This window comes from Limosilactobacillus vaginalis (assembly GCF_025311515.1).
GTDB classification, from domain to species: domain Bacteria; phylum Bacillota; class Bacilli; order Lactobacillales; family Lactobacillaceae; genus Limosilactobacillus; species Limosilactobacillus vaginalis.
Genome location: NZ_CP104399.1, coordinates 1,116,773 through 1,137,443, shown reverse-complemented (window position 1 = coordinate 1,137,443; position 20,671 = coordinate 1,116,773). Strand labels below are relative to the sequence as shown.

The 20,671-nt window shown below is 40.1% G+C and carries 17 protein-coding genes and 1 pseudogene; 14 read left to right on the top strand and 4 right to left on the bottom strand.

The window, feature by feature from the left end; translation table 11 throughout:
- The first annotated feature begins 16 nt into the window (after positions 1-16).
- The 11 genes from N4627_RS05585 (at position 17) to N4627_RS05535 (ending at position 12,311) form a co-directional block, all read left to right on the top strand.
- Positions 17-1,021 carry an apolipoprotein A1/A4/E family protein gene (locus N4627_RS05585; RefSeq protein WP_260964140.1) on the top strand — a complete coding sequence of 335 codons (1,005 nt, stop codon included), beginning with the start codon at positions 17-19 and terminating at the stop codon, positions 1,019-1,021.
- A complete protein-coding gene (locus N4627_RS05580) occupies positions 1,021-4,857 on the top strand; it encodes a CotH kinase family protein (protein ID WP_260964138.1) in 3,837 nt (1,278 codons plus the stop codon). Before N4627_RS05585 ends, N4627_RS05580 begins: the two co-directional genes overlap by 1 nt.
- Before the next feature lie 248 nt (positions 4,858-5,105).
- A complete protein-coding gene (locus N4627_RS05575) occupies positions 5,106-5,462 on the top strand; it encodes a hypothetical protein (RefSeq protein WP_260964136.1) in 357 nt (118 codons plus the stop codon).
- 50 nt (positions 5,463-5,512) lie between these two features.
- On the top strand, positions 5,513-5,821 hold the full coding sequence (locus tag N4627_RS05570; RefSeq protein ID WP_260964134.1) for a hypothetical protein: 309 nt from the start codon (positions 5,513-5,515) through the stop codon (positions 5,819-5,821).
- On the top strand, positions 5,818-6,084 hold the full coding sequence (locus N4627_RS05565) for a hypothetical protein (protein WP_225356899.1): 267 nt from the start codon (positions 5,818-5,820) through the stop codon (positions 6,082-6,084). Before N4627_RS05570 ends, N4627_RS05565 begins: the two co-directional genes overlap by 4 nt.
- Complete coding sequence (locus N4627_RS05560; protein WP_390893927.1) at positions 6,065-7,318, top strand: GH25 family lysozyme; 1,254 nt, start codon at positions 6,065-6,067, stop codon at positions 7,316-7,318. Before N4627_RS05565 ends, N4627_RS05560 begins: the two co-directional genes overlap by 20 nt.
- Positions 7,319-7,483: 165 nt before the next feature.
- A complete protein-coding gene (locus N4627_RS05555) occupies positions 7,484-8,680 on the top strand; it encodes a hypothetical protein (protein WP_260964130.1) in 1,197 nt (398 codons plus the stop codon).
- 591 nt (positions 8,681-9,271) lie between these two features.
- The gene (locus N4627_RS05550) at positions 9,272-10,294 is read left to right on the top strand and encodes a serine hydrolase domain-containing protein (protein WP_260964128.1); all 1,023 of its coding nucleotides are present in this window, start codon (positions 9,272-9,274) and stop codon (positions 10,292-10,294) included.
- A 65-nt stretch (positions 10,295-10,359) separates the two neighbouring features.
- Positions 10,360-10,680 carry a MazG-like family protein gene (locus tag N4627_RS05545; protein ID WP_040531457.1) on the top strand — a complete coding sequence of 107 codons (321 nt, stop codon included), beginning with the start codon at positions 10,360-10,362 and terminating at the stop codon, positions 10,678-10,680.
- A 13-nt stretch (positions 10,681-10,693) separates the two neighbouring features.
- Complete coding sequence (locus N4627_RS05540) at positions 10,694-11,521, top strand: exodeoxyribonuclease III (RefSeq protein WP_260964126.1); 828 nt, start codon at positions 10,694-10,696, stop codon at positions 11,519-11,521.
- Positions 11,522-11,591: 70 nt separating this feature from the next.
- On the top strand, positions 11,592-12,311 hold the full coding sequence (locus tag N4627_RS05535) for a matrixin family metalloprotease (RefSeq protein WP_373369910.1): 720 nt from the start codon (positions 11,592-11,594) through the stop codon (positions 12,309-12,311).
- A gap of 83 nt (positions 12,312-12,394) precedes the next feature.
- On the opposite strand, the gene N4627_RS05530 is transcribed toward N4627_RS05535, so the two are convergent.
- Positions 12,395-14,212: a heavy metal translocating P-type ATPase gene (locus tag N4627_RS05530; RefSeq protein ID WP_260965080.1), complete on the bottom strand. Its 1,818-nt coding sequence runs from the start codon at positions 14,210-14,212 to the stop codon at positions 12,395-12,397.
- Positions 14,213-14,505: 293 nt separating this feature from the next.
- Here N4627_RS05530 and N4627_RS05525 point away from each other — a divergent pair, with 293 nt between their 5' ends.
- From N4627_RS05525 to N4627_RS05515, 3 genes are read left to right on the top strand one after another with little or no spacing between them, the layout of a single operon-like run.
- The gene (locus N4627_RS05525; protein ID WP_098045177.1) at positions 14,506-15,462 is read left to right on the top strand and encodes an aspartate carbamoyltransferase catalytic subunit; all 957 of its coding nucleotides are present in this window, start codon (positions 14,506-14,508) and stop codon (positions 15,460-15,462) included.
- Positions 15,462-16,757, top strand: a complete 1,296-nt coding sequence (locus N4627_RS05520; RefSeq protein WP_003717438.1) for a dihydroorotase — start codon at positions 15,462-15,464, stop codon at positions 16,755-16,757. Before N4627_RS05525 ends, N4627_RS05520 begins: the two co-directional genes overlap by 1 nt.
- Complete coding sequence (locus N4627_RS05515) at positions 16,757-17,674, top strand: dihydroorotate dehydrogenase (protein WP_098045178.1); 918 nt, start codon at positions 16,757-16,759, stop codon at positions 17,672-17,674. The genes N4627_RS05520 and N4627_RS05515 overlap by 1 nt, the downstream gene beginning before the upstream one ends.
- Positions 17,675-17,763: 89 nt before the next feature.
- On the opposite strand, the pseudogene adhP reads toward N4627_RS05515, so the two are convergent.
- The 3 genes and pseudogenes from adhP to N4627_RS05500 all read right to left on the bottom strand — a co-directional run bounded on the left by adhP (position 17,764) and on the right by N4627_RS05500 (position 20,624).
- Positions 17,764-18,789 (bottom strand): annotated as a pseudogene (adhP, locus tag N4627_RS05510) (alcohol dehydrogenase AdhP).
- 119 nt (positions 18,790-18,908) lie between these two features.
- Positions 18,909-19,625 carry an ion transporter gene (locus N4627_RS05505; protein ID WP_040531460.1) on the bottom strand — a complete coding sequence of 239 codons (717 nt, stop codon included), beginning with the start codon at positions 19,623-19,625 and terminating at the stop codon, positions 18,909-18,911.
- A gap of 21 nt (positions 19,626-19,646) precedes the next feature.
- Positions 19,647-20,624 carry a polyprenyl synthetase family protein gene (locus N4627_RS05500; protein ID WP_098045180.1) on the bottom strand — a complete coding sequence of 326 codons (978 nt, stop codon included), beginning with the start codon at positions 20,622-20,624 and terminating at the stop codon, positions 19,647-19,649.
- Positions 20,625-20,671: the final 47 nt, after the last annotated feature.

Here is a 20,671-nt window from a genome sequence, read left to right as displayed (position 1 = left end):
AAAGGAATGATCATGAGTGGTAGAAGAAATTGTACCTCCTACAGGACTGGTTAAGAGCACGGTTAAAGTAACGCATAATAATGATCGTAAGCACTATGTAATTGCAATTGATGATGCCAAGGAAGGTGCTGCTATTTGGAACCTTGATCCGTTCTTTAAAGCTCGGGTTGGGGATAGTAACGCTACTCTTAGTGTTGTCTGGTATCACCAAGGACGCTTAATGAACTTCAATAACGTTGAAGAAGCTAAACCCTTTATTTCAGGAAATGTTGGTAATTATTCGATTGATAGTAATAATCAAATTAAATTGGATCCGGGAACGGCTCCAGTAGATTTTACGGGTTCAACAGAAGACGTCGGCGATGGTGGTCGAGTAGACTATCATTTTCCAGATGCGATGTTTCCACAAAGTGGGATTTTTAAAGGGTTTATTGGAATCCAAGATAAGCAAGGTCGAGTATCTGGTGTCACAATTTGGTTCCGGGTACTTGATGGGATTGCTCGAATGGGGACTGCTAAGCAAGTATATATTAATGATCTGGAAAAGCTTGAACTAGAAGCTCAACAAAATTTACGAGCTAAACTAGCTGATTTTGATCAAACCGTTCAGAAAATGACTGCTCAGTTTGGTGAGGATACTGATACTTTAAAGCAACAAATGACTGCTGATTTCAATAAGTCATTAGCAGATCATGAAAAAAACTTTGATGATGAAATGAAGGAAATTAACGACAAACTTGATTTTGCCAATCAACTGGCTAAAGGAATCGCCAATGCTAACAATACGTTATCTGAAGCGGTTGACGCTAATTCAGAAGCAGTTCGCAACGGATTAGCACCTGTCATGAACAAAAGTAATGTTTTTGAAGCACCGAATACTTTTTCAGAGTCAACCGTCTTTAATGGAGGACTAGTTGCTGAAGGTAAGGTACTCGTCAATGGTACTGATTTAGCTGAGATGATTAATGACTTAAATAATTTAAAAGTCGCTGTAAAGAAATTACAAGGAGGAGTTAACTAATGAGAATTACCGTTGATCTAACTAAAGCATCAACCGAAATTGTTGATCTTTCTAGCAAATTAAATCCCCGTGTTGGTGACGGTGGCCTAACCTTGCCGTTCCATGTTTTATATGATGATAACGTTGTTGATATGCACGACAAGGATATTGAATTCATCAGTCAAGACCCTGACGGTCATGATATTTATGTATCTGGAACAGTTGATACCTCTACTCCTGGTGATAATGCTTATCAAGGTGATGTAACTTTCAAATTCCCAAACGGGACGTTTAAGAAAGCGGGTACCTATGACACGAATAAGACAATGTTCCGAATTGTTAATAAATCAGATAATAGTGTTATTTCCACCGTTAATGTTAAGTTGACAGTGCTTGATGATGGTTCAACAGAGTTTAACTTTGATCCCACCAAGACTGGATATAACAGCCGCATGGAAGACATGCTTAATGACTTCAAAGAAGAACACGACAAGAAAATTGCAAGTATTAATCAAGAGGGACAGCAGGCAGCTGATGATGCGAAGGCTAAAGCAGAAGCTACTCTTGATGATGTTAAAGACAAAGCTAAGCAGTCATTAGCGGATATTACTTCTCAAGCGCAACAGAGTCTTAATGAAATTAAACAACTTAGCAACGAAGCTAAAGGAAATGTGGCAGGCGATACTGCAGCAACCGCTAAGCAAGCAAAGGAACAAGCTAGCATGAATGCTGGCTTACTTCATGATCACGATGAGGAAATCAGCGCAGCTCGTGGTCGCTATATGAAACTTGCTGATCGGGAAAATGCCCAGGACGATGAGATTAACCGTAAAGAAGATCGACAAAACGCTAATGAAAATTATGCAGCATTGCAAATGCGTGATGACGCACAAGATAAAGAGATTGCTAAAAAAGCAGGGAAGTTTGAGCTGGAAGCCAAGCTTGCACAGATGGATATTCATCCAGAAGTTTTCGAAAATTTAGCCGCATTACAAGCTAAGTATCCAAACGGTGCACCGGGAATGATGATTACTGCTGATACTGAACATAAGTACGTTTATCTTAATAATCAGTGGGAAGATAAGGGACAGTTTGTCTTCAATGATTTGAATCCTAAGGATAAAGAGTTACTTTACAAGAGATCGAGCAACAACATTCTAGTCAATCCTGACTTGATTGATAATGCAGAAGGTTGGGGCATTGCATCTGACTGGGTAGAAGACCCCACACATTCAATCGGAAAATCAATGGCATATAGTTGCTCGCTTGCTGAAGACCCCCAAAAAGATATATCTATTTATCAAGAAGGTATTCCAGTAAAAGGGAAGCAAAAATTGTCTATGGGTGTGCAAGTTATCGCTGATAATACAGGGACAGCAAAAATGCAAGTCATTTTCAGAGATGAAAATGATTCTATAATTGAAAACTCTTCTGCCGGTGTAATCTTTTCAACTATCGAAAAAAGAGGGCAGCAAAAGAAGGTTGAAAACATTAATATTCCTGATGAAGCTGTGACGGCTGCTTTCACAATATCCACTAGTAGCAAGGGATTAGTCACCATTTGTCGCCCACAAATGAACTTTGGGGAAAAACTAATTCCTTATTCTATTCTTGAAATGAATAACGAAAGAATCGATGTTAACAACATTCTAGTCAATCCTGATTTGATTGATAATGCAGAAGGTTGGGGAATTACATCTGACTGGGCAGAAGATCCTGCACATTCAATTGGAAAATCAATGGCATATAGTTGCTCGCTTACTGAAGACCCCCAAAAAGAAATATCTATTTATCAAGAAGGTATTCCAGTAAAAGGGAAGCAAAAATTGTCTATGGGTGTGCAGGTTATCGCTGATAATACAGGGACGGCAAAAATGCAAGTCATTTTCAGAGATGAAAGTGATTCTATAATTGAAAACGCTTCTGCTGGCATAATCTTTTCAACTATCGAAAAAAGGGGGCTGCAAAAGAAGCTTGAAAACATTAAGATTCCTGATAATGCAGTGACGGCCGATTTCACAATATCCACTAGCAGTAAGGGATTAGTCATTATTTGTCGTCCACAAATGAACTTTGGGGAAAAACTAATTCCTTATTCTACTCTTGAAATTAATAACGAAAGAATCGATGTTGATAACATTCTAGTCAACCCTGATTTGATTGATGATGCAGAAGGCTGGGCAATTACATCTGGTTGGGAAGAGGACCCGAAACATTCAATTGGAAAATCAATGGCTTATGGTTGCTCACGAGATGAAAAATCAACAGAAAAGACAATCATTTACCAGAAAGATATTTCGGTTATAAATCGAACGGTCTTATCAGCCGCAGTAGAAGCAATTACCACATCGAATGATTGCCGTGCTGGGTTACAAATCATTTTCAGAAATTCCCAAGGAGAAGTTCTAGCTGATGGCATGCATTCACTAGAATTTTCACATACACTTAATGGATTTGAAAAATTTAAGATTGAAAATATTAATATTCCTGATAATGCAGCGACGGCTGCTTTCACTATTTCGTTTGAGGGAACAGGAGTAGTCATTATTTGTCGCCCACAAATTGTTTTTAATGAAAAGATTATCCCTTACTCATTAAGCGAGATTACGACTGAGCAGCAAAGCAAAGCTAATAGTGTTCTTCCGCAATTTAATATTGGAATTAGTGTAAGTAAGGTCAGCGATGAAATGGTAAAAGCACCCTTCTCTTTTCAGCGAAATGGTCAAGAAATAAATGGATTTGTTAAGATTACTATTCAGGGTGACAGTTCTAGATTTCATGATAAGAAAAATTACAAAATAAAAGTATTTAGTGATAAGGACTGCAAGGAAAAATTAAAACTACGTTTAATGCCTAGTTGGCCAAAAACAGACAAGTTTAACCTCAAAGCCAATTTCATTGATGCCACACAGTCGCGTAATTTAGCTTCAGCAAAACTGGTGGCGGACGCTGCTGCCGTCACACCAATCGCTGACCCAACAGTGGAAAGCCATCTTGCTAAGACTTCCAACTTCGGACAGATGGAAGGGTTCCCAATTGAAGTTTACTTCGACGGTGCTTACAACGGTCTTTATACTTTCAACACTAAGAAGGACGATAAAGTCTTTGGATTAGATGCCGATAAACCGGGTAATGCCGCTGTATCTGTCCTAGATAATGTAGCCCATCCGACTACCCAATTGCTTGCTGTACCAACTGCCAAGCTAGACAACGTTGCTTATGCCGATGAACTACACGATACACCAGATCCCGAATTAGTAGCTAACTGGTCAAAGTGGCTAGACTTCTTAAACAATTCATCTGATGAAGATTTCAAAAATAAGTTATCTTCCTACATTGATGTTAAATCGGCAATCAATCTTTACCTTTTCGGTATAATGAGTCGTGAATATGACTACAATACAAAGTCTGTACTTTATTTGACCTGGAATAACGGTAAGTACTTCTATCTGGTACCTTATGACCTTGATTCAAACTGGGGTCAGAGTGCTGATGGTAAGATTGAGGGCAATCCCACCGAAGATGACAAGTGGCGGTTTGCAACTGAAACATCAACTAAGACCGATGGACTGTTCATCAACAACGCAAGCTGGAGCAAGCTGTTCGAGCGGATGTACAATCTTTTCATGCCCGAAATAAAAGAGCAGTACACGTACCTTCGCTCAAACGTTTGGCAGACCGACCGGCTTCTCAACGCTTACCGTGACTTCATGAATGGCATTCCACAAGAAGCTTACCAGAAGGACCAAGAGTTGTGGCCACAGATCCCATCAGTCACAACGAATACGTATGAGCAGTTGCACCAAGTAATCGTTCAGCGGTCTAATCAAATGGACAAGTGGATTAAAACTAAATAGCAAAAATATAGTCGCCTAAGAAATAAACAGTGCATGAGAATCCTCACTCGAATGAATGGTTTTTATGGGCGGCTATGTTATACTTAGCCTAAAAAAGGTGAGGTATAGTAGTTGTTATGATGTTGGCATGTTCACTGGACTCTAATGTTTATGAAGGAATAATAGGGTCCATTATTACTGGCGTTGTTGCACTTTTTAGTCTTTGGTTAACATATTTAAATCAAAGTCATTTAAGAAGAGATATGTTAATGAGAGAACGTGAAATGGATAGGATAGCAATGATTAGAACTATTGCAGCTAAATTAGTAAAGCTTAGTTTTGATTATGGATACATTAAAAGTAGCAATTTATCTCAAACAAATCTTAATAAGTGTATAAAAAAACTAGATAAAATAACAAACGAGTTTGCAAAGCAAACCAGTTTACTAAGATTATGTTTATATCAAAGCTATTATGATAGATATGAGAAAAAAGTTTTGAAAGCAATGGATAAGGTAACGGATGAATATACTAATCTTAACAAAGGAAGTAAAGTAAAACATTTAGATGAATTTATTGATGCAGTAAGATTGTATGAAATGCATAAAAAGGTTGAAGAACAATAAAAAGTTAGAGCCCTCTTTAGGGCGCTTTTTATTTTGTACAAATTTAGGAGATGAGCAGTGTGCACGTATTCGGAGGGCTAAGCATTGATGAATGGGGTTCTGTGGTAGCAATTCTTGGTGGCATAGGGGCAGTGGTTACTTTAATTGTGAAAATGACCTCGATTATGAATCGCTTAGAAAGTTCAATTGATACTTTGAATGCCACGCTTAATAACTTAGTTAATGACAATCGTGATTTAAAAATTCGCCTCAATCATATTGAAGATCGATTTGAGGAGCATATTGGCGAGGCAAAAGTGCGGAATCAAAAGATTAAAGCACTGGAGCATGAAGTCTTTGAAAGGAGTAAAGGCGAATGAATGTTAAACAATTAAAGAAGAAGTTTCTGAATGCGGACGGCACAATCAATAAAACGGTTGTGGCGTCTTTTATTACGCTTCTAATTGTCTTGATTCAGCAAATCATGATGGCTTGCGGATTTAGCTATGGTCATTGGGACCAGGTTGTTGCAATCATTAACACGGTGCTAACAATTTTAGGGTTGTGTGGGTTTGTTGAAGGGAACGGTGAAGTTGAACTTCAAAATAAAGGAAGTGAAAACGATGAAACACAAACGAAGTAAACAAATAGCGGTTGCATTAGCAGCCGCTTTTTTAGTTGCACCAATTGCGACAGGAATGGTTGAACTTAATAGTCAACAATTACCAGTTGTTCAAGCAGCTAAGGGTGAGCGAGGGACTGACCAATCTCGGTACCAAGGGCCACAAGGACGAACAGCATATGGTGACGAGAAGTTCCAAATTAATCAGATGGGCGGAACAGTTGACGGTTATAACATGTACGACCAATCAACCTATGCTTCTCAAACGGCAGCAACGATTGCTCGGGGAATGCGGGCCCATAATTACATCTGGTGGCAAAATGTCACAACTAACTGGCAAGCGGACCAGGTGTTGAATTACTTCCTTCCAAAGGTACAAACACCAAAAGGTTCAATTATTGCCCTTGACGTTGAGAGTGGTAATCAGAATACGCAAGTAATTCAATATGCTTGTGATCGTATTCGTCAAGTAGGCTACACCCCCATGGTATATGGCTACAAGAACTTCTTATTGAACCATGTTGATTTAAGCTACTTAGCTAGCCGAGAACAATTATGGTTAGCAGAATATCCAGATTACCAAGTACGGCGGTACCCTAACTATAATTACTTTCCAAGTTATGCCAATATCGGTATTTTCCAGTTCACCTCAATGTATATGCCAGGCGGTCTTGATGGCGATGTTGACCTAACGGGTATCACTGATAATGGGTACAAGAACGGTAATCCACAAAAGCCAAAGACAAACACGCCAGCTGTCACAATCGGAAAACAACTTCATCGTGATAGTCATAACTACACAGTTATGCCGGGCGATTCTTGGTGGAAGATTGCAACTGAACATCACATGAATATGTATGCTCTTGCCCAATTGAACGGAGCAACGATTCAAACCGTAATTCATCCGGGACAAGTTCTTCGGGTGGCTGATAGTGGTCAAGGCTCTAAGGTAAGCAACAAGGTTCAACAGCCGATTGCCTCACCCAAACAATCGTCTTGGCGAGATAGTTTAGGTGATACTTGGCATTCTGAAAAAGGGACTTTTGTGGCTAATACCTGGCTCCATCTACGTTGGGGAGCAAAGCCAAGTTCTTCATCGATTGCGCTTATTGGACCAGGTTCTGTTATCAAATATGATGCTTATTCACGTCACAATGGTTTCGTCTATGTTCGTCAACCACGTGGCAATGGTCAGTATGGTTATGTAGCAGTACGAAACGCCTACACAAACGAAGCATACGGAAAATTTGAATAAAATATTAGCCCTAGTGACTGTTGTGAAAACTCAACAATCACTAGGGCTTTTTGCGTATCAGTGGTAGTTGCGTAATTTGCAATGACCATTATGACTTTAGGATGAATCAATAATATCGTAATGATATAATTTAATCGTAAAAGTTATGAGTGAGGTAAAGTGTAAATGACAGCAGAAATATGTGTTATGAATCAACGCGGGATTGCGTTAGCAGCGGACAGTGCTGTTACTATTGGCGGGACAAGAACTTTCAATAATGCAACTAAATTATTTACGATGGATAGTGCGCATTATGTTGGAGTAATGATTTATGGAAATGCCGATATAATGCATATTCCTTGGGAAGTAATAATTAAAGGTTTTAGAGAAAAACTCCAGAATGAGCCATTGGTTTCTTTGCATTCGTATAAAGATAAATTAATAGAATTTATTGAGAACAAGAAAGAACTATGGCAGGGAACTAATTCAAATGATATGATACTGAATTACTTGTCTGATTTAATGGATCTTATTTTTAAAATTTATGATAATAAAGTAAATTCATTAAATTCTGAAGGTAAAAAGATAAACAAAAATTCTTTGCTAAAAAAATCTATAGAATCAATAGAAATAAATAAAGAAGACATATTCTTTGAAATTCCTCATAATGAGTTTCAAGCTAAAACAGTGGACTTAATAAATAACTATGTTGGTAATGAAATATCTCAGGAACTCCAACGATTAATTCAAGATAAACTTTATGATTTCATTAGAAGCAAAAATTTTTCGAGAAGTCAGACAGGAATTGTAATTGCTGGATATGGAAAAGATGAACTTTTTCCAAGGCTAGTACAACTTGATGTTGATGGCTTATATAATGGAAAACTTAAATATACTGAAACCAGTAATACCTCTACTAGCATTGTAGGGGGTGATGCAAGAGCCAGTTTACTTCCCTTTGCACAACAAGAAATGGTTCATACTATTATGACTGGTATAGATCCTAATCTAGATAATTTTAGAATTAATCAGTTAAGTGAATTACAACAAAATTTGATTAGCGTCTTGGGAAACAAGTCAAGCAAAATAATAAATAATATTTTTGAAAACAATGAAAAGGCGCTTGCAAAATACAAAGAAGAAAATATATCTGGACCGATTATTAGTATGCTTAATAATTTATCTTTAGATGAGTTAGGGACAATGGCCGAAACATTTGTTAGTCTTACTTCGTTTAAACGAAAATTTTCTGGCGATCTTCAAACCGTTGGTGGTCCAATTGATGTTTTAGTAATTTCAAAGGGTGAAGGTCCTGTATGGATTAAAAGAAAAAAATATTTCGATTTGGATATGAATGAAGGATATCAACTTAGAAGAAGGTAAACTTATGAATATAATGACATATAAAATAACAGAATTTAATGACTATCCACAGAACACATTATTTGCTAAGGAAAAAGAAAAGAATGCAGAAGAACGCATACGTAAAATTAATAAACATACTAATAAGGAAAATATGAATTGTTTGAAACAGATTGTTAAAAAAAATAGTCAATTATTGAAGTAATTTACTTCCGTACAAAATAACCCGGCACTTCATTTGAGGTGTCGGGTTCGTTCTACCGGTAGACGAATGGTAGGTTTAAATTGAGTAATCACTGAAATTACTGTGCAAATACTAAAGCGTGAAATCAATGAAAAGCTTGTAATGATAGTAGTTCGAGATATGTGCGAAATACTGAAGAAATACAATTGTAAATCCGTGAACGTACTGGTAAGGCTACTCGGATCGCTGAAAAGCGTCGCGATAAGTAGTAGCTTGGAACCCTTGTGTATCAAGGGTTCTTTTTTTGTTTTAAAAAAAACTGAATAGAAGCTTATTCATATCCTAAAGCTCTCCTTTTCTTGCCCGGATTATTAAATAAGACTAAAATAAAATTATACTATTTGGCTTTTATTATCTGGGGTATGATTATGAAAAGATTGAATTTATTTATATTTTTAATGTTTTGTTCCTTTGGGTTATTCTTGGTATCAACTCAGCAACAAGCTAATGCGGCTGCAGTAGATAAGCAGACGCAAACACAACTTCATGATTATTTAAAATCGCACCATATTAATGGTGTAATATTGGTTAATGGTAAGGGAAGCCAAGCGGTTACCATTGCAAACAATGAAACTACTAATAAGAAGCAGATTGTTAAGGCCAACCGACTATTTCCAACTGCTTCACTTCAGAAAATTGTGACCGGGACGGCAATTTATCAACTAACACAGAAAAAGCAATTGGGATGGGACACGTCCCTAAACACTTATTTTCCGCAGATTGATGGAAGCGAAGATATCACGATTCGTGAATTAATGAACCATACCAGTGGCCTCGTTAACAATGATCGCCCGGCAGTTCCTTTAAAAGGGCAAAAACAGCAAATTGCTTATATGCTTGAACACATGAGAAACGATCACGTTCATACCTGGGATTACCAGGACGTTGATTATGAACTATTAGCTGCGATTATCAGTAAGCAATCTCATTCTAGTTATAATGCTTATATTCATAGAAACTTTGCTAAGCCGCTTCACCTACACCAAATTAAGGATTTCTCTGAAGTTGCCAAAAAGGAAGTTCCGCAACCAATGGATCCCGCTGTTGATTGGCATCAGGTAACTGTTACGACCTCTTCAGATTTTGGGGCAGGGAACCTTTTTATCTCACCAAATAATTACTGGAAATTTATTTACAATTATGTTTTAAAGGATCCAAAGATGATCACCGAATTCTATCAAGAATCGCAAAAACAGGAAGTTGCTTATTTTGGCGGGGTATATTTTGATGGTGACATTATCCGTGCTAACGGTAGTATTCCAGGTTACAATGCTTGCGTTATCGCTAATTACAAGACCAAGAAAATGATAATGTTTTTCTCTAACAACATCGATTATCTGACCTTAAAGACTGTATCAGATGACTTAATGCATAACTATATAGGAGCATAATATTTTAGTAAGAAATAATGTAAAATAGACAAGAAGAATATGATCGACTGAGGAGGAATATCGTGGTGGAGTATGAAGAACTAATTAATAGGATCCATGATTGGGCGCACCAACGAAAGATTGATCAGGCGGATCCACGGGTTGAATTTATGAAGATGGCTGAGGAACTTGGGGAATTATCCGCTGCCTATAATAAACAAAATCACGAGCGCTTGGTTGATAGTATTGGTGATCTTCAAATTGCTTTATTAATTTTTAGCCAGCTAGTTGGCGTTGACCATAAGAAAGCATTAACAGCTGCTTATCGGGAAATTGCGGATCGTCAGGGTGAAACTACTTCTGCCGGTGTTTTCATTAAGCAAAGCGATCTTGAAAAGAAAAATTAGGAGGAAGTTATTTATGAAGTTAATTTCATGGAATATTGATTCAATTAACGCGGCTTTAACCGGGACATCAACAAGGGCTGAAGAAACGAGAAGCGTTCTCCATAAGATCGCAGGTAAGCATCCGGATGTAATTGCAATTCAAGAAACTAAATTATCCAAAAATGGGCCAACAAAAAAGCATTTTGCGGTTTTGCAGGAATTGTTTCCTGACTACCAGGTTGCCTGGCGAAGTTCGGTAGAGCCTGCACGAAAGGGGTATGCTGGAACAATGTACCTCTACCTAAAGGAATATGAACCAACAGTTACTTATCCCCAAATTGGTGCGCCAGAAACCATGGATGATGAGGGACGAATCATTACCCTTGAGTTCCCCGACTTTTTCGTTACCGAAGTTTATACACCCAATTCCGGGAGCGGGTTGAAACGGTTAGCTGATCGCCAAGTTTGGGACGATTGCTATCGTGAATATTTACAGAAGCTCGATCAGCAAAAGCCAGTGATCGCGAGTGGTGATTTTAATGTAGCTCACGAGTCAATTGATCTAGCTCATCCAGAAAATAACCACCATTCTGCCGGCTTTACAGATGAGGAGCGGGAACACTTTACTAAATTGCTTGCGGCTGGATTTACCGATAGTTTCCGTCACCTTAATCCAGAAAAAACAGGCGCCTATTCTTGGTGGGCACAACGGGTAATCACTAGTAAGCAAAACAATTCCGGCTGGAGAATTGATTACTGGCTCGTTAGTGATCGGCTTGCCGATAAGATTAAGAATTCAACGATGATTGATTCTGGTGAACGGCGTGACCATACACCGATTGAATTAGATATTGATCTCTAAAGTCATGATTAATAAAAAATTAATAACTTGGTCACAATTTAGTAAATATTGCTAGTTAGAATGTTAGTCATTGAGAAAGAAGGTGGCCAAGATCAGGATCTTTCGTCTTTTTAAACGATTGGTCGTTTTGACGCTAATTATCGGTGGCGGCTGGCTTTACTTTAACAATTCACGAATCCAAGCGGCATCAACCGCAATGATTTGGAACTTTCGGCAACGAATTGTCAATCTGATTGGTCATGGGGATGATTCGACTACCCAGAACCTTAACCTGAGTGATTCGGATTCTCAAAAGAACCAGCAAACGGGTCAGCAACAAACCGATTCAACAACGATTCCCACTAATGGGCGCTGGGCAAGCAATACCGCAACAATTTATGTTAATACTGGCAATCAAACCCTTGATTCAGCAGCCCAATCGGCAATTCAACAGTGGAATCAAACCGGAGCATTTACATTTCGTCAAGTTAATAACCGTCAACAAGCAGAAATTGTTGTGAGTGCAATGAATAACGATAGTACTAATGCAGCTGGTCTGACTAAAACTTCATCGAATTCAATTAATAACCACTTTGTTCACGCCAATGTTTATTTAAACCAACGATACCTTCTTGATCCTGACTACGGTTATGATCAACAACGAATAGTCAATACAGCAGAGCATGAACTCGGTCACGCAATCGGCCTCGATCACACAAATCATGTTTCCGTAATGCAGCCTGCTGGTTCTTTCTATACTATTCAGCCAGCCGATGTTCAAGCGGTAAAAAAATTGTATGCAACAAAATAAAAACAACACAGTACATAAATAATGGGCTCCAGTGCTCGGCAAGACCGAACTCTGGAACCCTTATTTGTACTTTCTAAAGCATTCTAATCCAATTTGACTTTCCGTGCTTTCAATGCCCACAAGATTGAAACTGTATCAATTACTTCCTGGAACATTGCCCCTACAAAGGCAGGAAGAATCCCGGTGCAGGCAACTAACATTAAAATTATGCAGATTGCAATCCCGATTAAGACTGCTTGTTTGGCGATTTTGATTGTGTCTTTAGCAATTTCAACAATTTTGGCAATCCGTGAAAGGTCATCGCGAATAATCACCACTGAGGCAGACTCACTAGCAGCCGTAGCACCATGGGCACCCATGGCAATTCCAACGTCGGCAGTTACGAACGATGGGGCATCATTGACACCATCCCCAACCATAAAGACCGGATGCTGATCTAACGGAATTGCTTTCAGTGCTGCAATCTTTCCTTGTGGCAGTAGGTTTGTTTTAACGTCTGTAATGCCAACTTGTTTAGCGACTTCCTTTGCAAAAGCAGCCTGATCACCAGTTAACATCATCAGATTAGTAACTCCCATTTTGCGGAGTACATTCATTGTCTGCCGTGCTTCTGGACGGATATGATCAACGAATGTTACTGCTCCAGCATATTGACCGTTAATTTCAATGTAAACCGCGGTCGAAGAGAGAATGGCTTGTTTCCCGTCAGGATCGACGAATGATAATTTACCAATCTTCATTTGATAGCCGTCAACTGTAGCCGTGATTCCCTTACCGGTAACTTCTTGGAGATCTTGAACCGGACTAAGGGAAACTGCCTGTTTTTTGGCATAGTCAACTAGTGACCGGGCAAGAATATGGGAGGACTCGCTTTCAGCACTCGCTACCAGTTGTAAGAGCTGGTCATGAGAAAAGTTGCTATCGGAAGCAGGGATGATCTCCCCAACGGCTAGTTGCCCATTGGTAATTGTCCCGGTTTTATCAAAAGCCCCGGTTTTGGCATTAGCGAGCTTTTCTAAGACGGTCCCGGTTTTAACCACAATCCCGTTTCGGGAGGCCCTGCTCATCCCCGAAACCATGGCAATTGGTGCAGCTAAAATTAATGGGCACGGCGAAGCAACTACAAGAACCTCTGCGATCCGCACTGGGTTTCCAGACCACCACCAAGCGGCCAGGGCGATCACGATTGCAACAATAGTAAATGGCACTGCGTAACGATCTGCCAACCTGACAAAGCGGGCGGGAGATTCTTCGGCAGTCTTAACTAACTTAACCAGCTGTTGATACTGACTATCCTTAGCAAGTTTAGTTACCTTGATTGTGATTGAGTTAGCACCGTTAATTGCTCCTGACATCACTTCATCACCAGGAATTTTACTTACTGGTCGTGACTCACCTGTAAGGGATGATTCATCTAACTCACTTTGACCAGTGATTACTTTTCCGTCTAGCGGAACAATCTCTCCCGGCTTAACGATTACCCCAGCGCCAACCTGAACATCCTTTACTGCAAGATCATTGGTTATCCCATCAGTCACAACATGAGCAATTTGAGGAGTATTATCCAGCAACGATTTCAGTTCAGTGTTAGCTTTCCTGGCCGCATAGTCTTCAAGGGCATCCCCACCCGTTAGCATTACCAGGATTACCATGGCGGCCCAATATTCACCCACGGCTAAGGTGGCAACCACAGCTAAAATTGCGAGGAGGTCAACACCGTAATCACCGGTACGAATTGACTTGACCATCCCGATAAACATTGAAAGAGCAACGATTGCACCAACCACCGTTACTAATATTTGTGCAAAAAGCGGGTAACCACACGCATACTGTAAAATAACAGCAACAGCAGCAATGATGATGATTAACCAGAGCTTTTGCTTATTTGATAATTTTTTCACCATTATTCCTCCCATAATCTTCTTATTCTTATTATACGTTAAGTTAGGGAGACTGTTCTTTTAATTATTCCTTCCTGCGTAATTAATTTAAAAATTCATTTGACATTTGCTATCAATCAGAGTACATTATTAGCAACAATCAATGTCCTTTAATTTAGTCCCGTGAGGCTAGAAAGACGACTTTTTCAAAGTAATATTAACTAACTTTAAAAAATTTCGTTAACACCAGGCCTCCATTACGCCTGGTGTTTTTCTTTAGGACAAATTTTTAGATAAAGGAAGTTAATTCAATTATGACTGAATTACCATTAGTTAAGCTCCCCCACTTTGTAACTGTTGAAGATTTATCTTCTGAACAAGTGTTGTCATTGATTCACCGTGCTGAATTTTACAAAGATGGTGGTGAAACGCCAAAGCTAACTAAACCAGTTTACGTTACCAACGCCTTCTTTGAAAACTCAACTCGGACCCACACAAGTTTTGAAGTTGCTGAAAAGCGCCTTGGTTTAACCGATATTTTCTTTGACCCTCAACACAGTTCAGTCAAAAAGGGCGAAACCATGTATGACACCATGTTAGTAATGGATGCCCTCGGTGTTGATCTAGCAGTCATTCGTCACTCAACCAATGCTTATTATGAACCATTGATTCACCCCAAAGCAGGTTCTCATTTGAACATGGGAATTGTTAACGCTGGTGATGGTTCAGGTCAGCACCCTTCACAAAGTATGCTTGATATGATGACCATTCATGAACATTTTGGTCATTTTGATGGCTTAAAGGTTGGCATTATCGGTGACATCACTAATTCACGGGTTGCAGGAAGTAACATGGAAATCTTGAACCGCCTTGGTGCTTCTGTTTACTTCTCTGGCCCAGATTACTGGTATGACCATGCCTACGACAGGTACGGTAAGTTTATGCCACTTGATGACTTGGTTGGTGAAATGGATGTCCTGATGCTTCTTCGGGTTCAACACGAACGTCATGCCGGGGATGCTAACGAAGCAAAATTCTCTGCTGAATCCTACCATGAAAAGTACGGAATTAATGAAGCCCGTTACAACCGGATGAAAAAGAATGCAATCATCATGCACCCAGGTCCGATCAACCACGATGTTGAATTAGCGGGTAGTTTGGTTGAAGCACCTAACTGCAAGTTCTATGAACAAATGCAAAATGGTGTCTTCATGCGAATGGCAATGTTAGAAGCAGTTCTTCGCGGTCGCAAGTTAGGTGGCTTAGACTAATGAGAATGCTAATTAAGGGTGGCCGCTGTTTTGTTGACGGTCGGCTAATAGATACGGATGTCCTGATTAAGGATGGTAAGATCCAGGCACTTGGCAAGAATTTAGTTGCTGAAGATAGTGTTGACAAGCTAATTGATGCTAGCGGAAAATTAGTTGCTCCTGGCTTAGTTGATGTTCACGTTCACTTCCGGGATCCGGGCCTTACCTATAAGGAAACGGTAGAAACCGGAAGTAAGGCCGCTGCCCATGGTGGTTTTACTACTGTTGGTGCAATGCCAAATGTTGATCCGGTTCCAGATACCCCTGAAAAGATGCGGCAAATGATTAAGCATAATCAGCAGACTGGGGTTGTTCACGTGGCTCAATACTCAAGCGTCACGGTTAACCGCCAGGGTGATCAGCCGGTTGATTTTCAAGCGATGAAGGATGCGGGAGCCTTTGCTTTCAGTAATGACGGTAGCGGAATTCAGACTGCTGGAACCATGTATCGGGCAATGGAAGGTGCCGCTAAGGTTGGCCTGCCATTAGCAGCTCACGTTGAAGATAATTCACTTCTTTTTGGTGGCGTAATGACTGCCGGAAAGCGGGCTGAGGAATTAGGATTACCTGGGGCACCGAGTGTTTCCGAATCAGCTCAGGTAGCGCGTGACCTTGTCCTTGCAAAGGCAACCGGAGTTCATTATCATATTTGCCATGTGTCAACGAAGGAAAGTGTTGAACTTGTTCGTTTGGCAAAGAAAGAGGGGGTTAACGTTACTTGTGAAGTGACACCCCACCACCTCTTGCTTGCTGACAAAGACATTCCAGCAAATAACTCATACTTTAAGATGAATCCGCCATTACGGCATGAAGAGGATCGCCAAGCCGTTATTGAAGGATTGCTTGACGGGACAATTGATATGATTGCGACCGACCATGCTCCTCATTCACGAAAGGAAAAGCCACAAGATGACATGCGCGGGGCAGCTAACGGAATTACCGGTAGTGAAACCGCATTTGAGATGCTTTACACTAAGTTTGTTCGTCCGGGAATCTTTAGTTTAGCTCAATTATTAAACTGGCTGAGTGCGGTTCCGGCAGAAGAATTCGGCTTAGACCAGGCTGGACACCTCGAACCAGGCAAGCCAGCTGATATTGCAATTTTCGATTTGAATACAGAGCGGAAAATCACCGAAGATTCTTACCTTTCCAAGGGCGTTAACAGCCCATTCACCGGTCAACGAGTTTATGGAACCACTGATTTAACCCTAGTTGATGGAAAGGTTGCTTATTCACGAAATGGGGAGGAAGAATAATGACTGATGTTCGTCTTGCCGTAAATTTGCCTGGCCTAAAAATGAAGAACCCCGTAATGCCAGCGTCCGGAACATTTGGCTTTGGCGATGTTCCTCAAGCACGGAAGTATGATCTTAACCGACTGGGCGCAATCGTAATCAAAACTACGACTCCCCAAGCGCGGACGGGAAATCCTCAGCCACAAATTGCTGTATTGAACGATGGAGTGTTAAACTCAGTCGGCTTAACTAATCCTGGGGTAAATGTGGTTGCAGGAGAAAAGATTCCTCATCTTAAGCACCAATATCCTGACCTTCCTTTAGTAGCAAGTATTGGTGGCGCAAGTGTTGAGGATTATGTAATGGTTACTGAACGCTTAGCCGCAACTGGATTAGTTGATGCATTAGAGCTGAATATTTCATGTCCCAACGTTAAACATGGCGGGATGGCATTTGGAACTGATCCGCAGGTCGCTGAAAAGTTAACCAAAGCAGTTAAGGCTGCTAGTGGCGATGTCCCGGTTTATGTTAAACTAACTCCTAACGTTACCGATATTGTGGAAATTGCGCAGGCAGTTGAAGCAGGGGGCGCTGATGGCTTAAGCATGATTAATACTTTACTGGGGATGAAGATTAATCTAAAAACCCGGAAGCCGGTTCTGGGAAATATCATGGGTGGTCTTTCAGGAACCGCAATTAAACCACTAGCTATTCGGATGATTTATCAGGTTTCCCACGCAGTAAACATTCCGATCATCGGTGAAGGGGGAATTTCCTCTGCAGAAGACGTTATTGAATTTTTCTTAGCCGGTGCTTCAGCTGTTCAGGTTGGTTCTGCACACTTCCATGATGCTTTAGCAATGCCACACATTATTGAGCAATTACCGCAAGCAATGGCCCGGGTTGGAATTGGCTCACTTGCAGAATTAAGAATGTAAATTGTGGCTTTGAACATGTTTATAGACATAAAATCACCTTTAACTGATCCAGAAGTATAGTTAAAGGTGATTTTATTATTTATTAATGTTTAATTGGCACCATTAGTGAAATCAACAACCATTCGACCAACAATTTTACCGTTCTTCATTTCGTCAACAATATCGTTGATTTCGGATAATTTCCGTGTGTGAACAATTGGGTTAATAGCTCCTTCAGCTGTCAATTCAAAGGCTTCAGCTAAGTCTTGCTGGGTACCAACTAATGAGCTGACAATTTCAATCCCATCAAGAACTGTTTTAGCAATTGGGACGTCAATGTTTCCTTTTGGCAGTGAAATTGCAACAACCTTCCCGGCGGCACGAACAGAAGCAAGTGCCTGATCGTAACAAATTGCTGCAGTAGCAGTAACAACTGCTGCTTGTGCGCCGCCAATCTTATCTTGAATCTCCTTTGCAGGATCAACCTTGGCAGAGTTAATAACCATATCTGCACCAGCCTCTTTAACGGCTTGGAGCTTTTCATCACTAATATCAACGGCAATTACGTGAGCCTTAAAAACATTCTTCGCCCATTGAACGCCCAGATTACCTAAGCCCCCAGCACCATAGATTACTAACCATTGACCAGGGCGAATTTGACTAGTCTTAATTGCTTTGTAGGTGGTTACCCCAGCACAGGTAACGGAAGTAGCTTTAATAGGATCCAAGTTTTCTGGAACTTTAACGGCGTAATTGGCTTTCACAATACAGTATTCAGTCATTGCTCCATCAACGGTGTAACCAGCATTTTCAACGTGACGGCAAAGTTATTCATTACCGGTAATGCAGTATTCACAGTGTCCACAACCAGAGAAGAACCAGGCAACTGATACCCGATCGCCAATTTTGAGGCTGGTTACATTTGGTCCAACCTTAACAACTCGGCCAACTCCTTCATGGCCGGTAATTCTGCCAGGAGCCTTACCAAAATCACCAGCAGCAACGTGTAAATCAGTATGGCATAGACCACAATATTCGATTTTTACTAATGCTTCACCTGGTTTTAAATCACGAAGAGTAACATCTTTAACATCAAAGTATCCATCACAATTTTTACGAACAACGGCAGCTTTCATTTTGTTAGCCTCCCAACTTAGTAAAACAGTTAGTTAATAATTATAATCCGAATCACTATGGTCAATGTAACATCGGAGAGCGCTAAATATGGAAAGAGGCTAAGAAAAAACATTTTTTCTTAGCCTTTAGTAATGTGATTCAAATGTTCGTTTAACTCTTGCAGTTCTTTTCGTAATTCCTGGTTTTCCTTCTCAATTTGATCCAATTTATCTTGAATCTGGTTATTGTCTTCTTGAGAAAAGTAGTCGGTAATTGTACTGGTAATGACCCCGATCAAACCAATCCCGACTAGCATTAATAGGACACCAGCAATTCGGCCGATCGTGGTGGTAGGTGAAATGTCACCATAACCGACAGTTGAAGCTGTAGTAATTGCCCACCAAAGAGCGGTGGAAAAATGAGTACCCTCAGAGATGCTGTACATTGAAGCAGAAATCAAAAGGACTGCGCAGGTTACATAAAGATAGTACAGGAGACCATCCTTTTCGATAAACCGGTTTAACCGTCCAGTTAATCCAATAAGACGAACAATTCGTAAAAAGGTGAAAACCCGACTAACCCGGTTCCACCGGAAGATCCAGGCAAGACCATTCACGGGGATAATTGAGAGCAGGTCAAAGATATTATGCTTGAAGAACTTTTTCTTATCCTTGGCAAGATAAAATCGGGTAAAGTAATCAATTGCAAAGATAACCAGAATCCCATCATTAACCGTCTTGAATGGCTCGTTATTGATATTAAGCTCATGAGCAAAGTCAAATGCAATTAATAGAATCGAAATAACCGCTAAGAGGGCCATGGTAAGAAGATATAAAATGTATACTTGACGTTTCAATTTAGCTTAACTTCCTTATTCTTACATTGAGCGGTCCAAGAGTTGGATGGTGACCTTTTTGAGAAGCTTTTGAGTAGGACTTGTTGGTAATTCATCAATTAATTGTAATGCTTTGTTAGTAAACTTACCAGCCAGCTCGTGTGCTTGTTTAACACCGCCATATTGATTAACCAATCGCTGAACTTCTTGAGTATCTTCAACCGTCATTTCCTGCTTTTTAGCGAGGTACGGGTCAAGTTCTTTATGGTGCTCTTTTAAGACCAGGAGAAGCGGTAGGGAATAAACACCGGTAGCGAGGTCTTCAAGAATCGGCTTGTTTAATTTCTTATTGGTGGTGTAGTCCAACATATCATCTAGAATTTGGAAGGTAATTCCGATATTTTGCCCGATATGTTTAGCAAGGTGAACAGTTCTAGCATCAGCACCGCCAAAGTGTGCTCCTTCTTGGGCAGCCAGACTAAAGAGGGTCGCTGTTTTACCGTTAATATTCCGATAATATTCGAGAAGTGATTGTTGTTGATAACGTTGATTCATTTGTCCAAGTTCACCAGTAAGAATTTTACGCATTGCTTGAGCGTTCGTTGCTAGGTAAGGTGAACTCTCCATGGTTTCAACTAACAGGTCGAAGAAAACAGTAAATAATAAGTCGCCACTATATACCGCTGTGTCTTTTCCAAAAGCTTTTTGAATGCTTGGGGCACCACGTCGTTTAGGGGAGTCATCAATTACATCATCATGAATTAGGGTTGCCATGTGGAGAATTTCCAATGAGGAAGCAATTTTGATTAATTTAGAACTGTTCCAACTATTCTTGCCACCTAGTCGGGCAAAGGTTAGGCAGAAAGCAGGGCGGAGGTATTTACCGCCCTTTGAAGCCATTTGCTTTAGTGCTGCTTGTAAATCAGTATTATTAACGGTTATTCGCTGATTAATCAGGTGATTGACTTCCTCAAGTGCGTTATTAAGCTGTGGGTCACTACGGAAATAATGTTTGTCCATTGAATGATAATTCCTTTGTATTGGTGTACTATCATATTGTAACAATA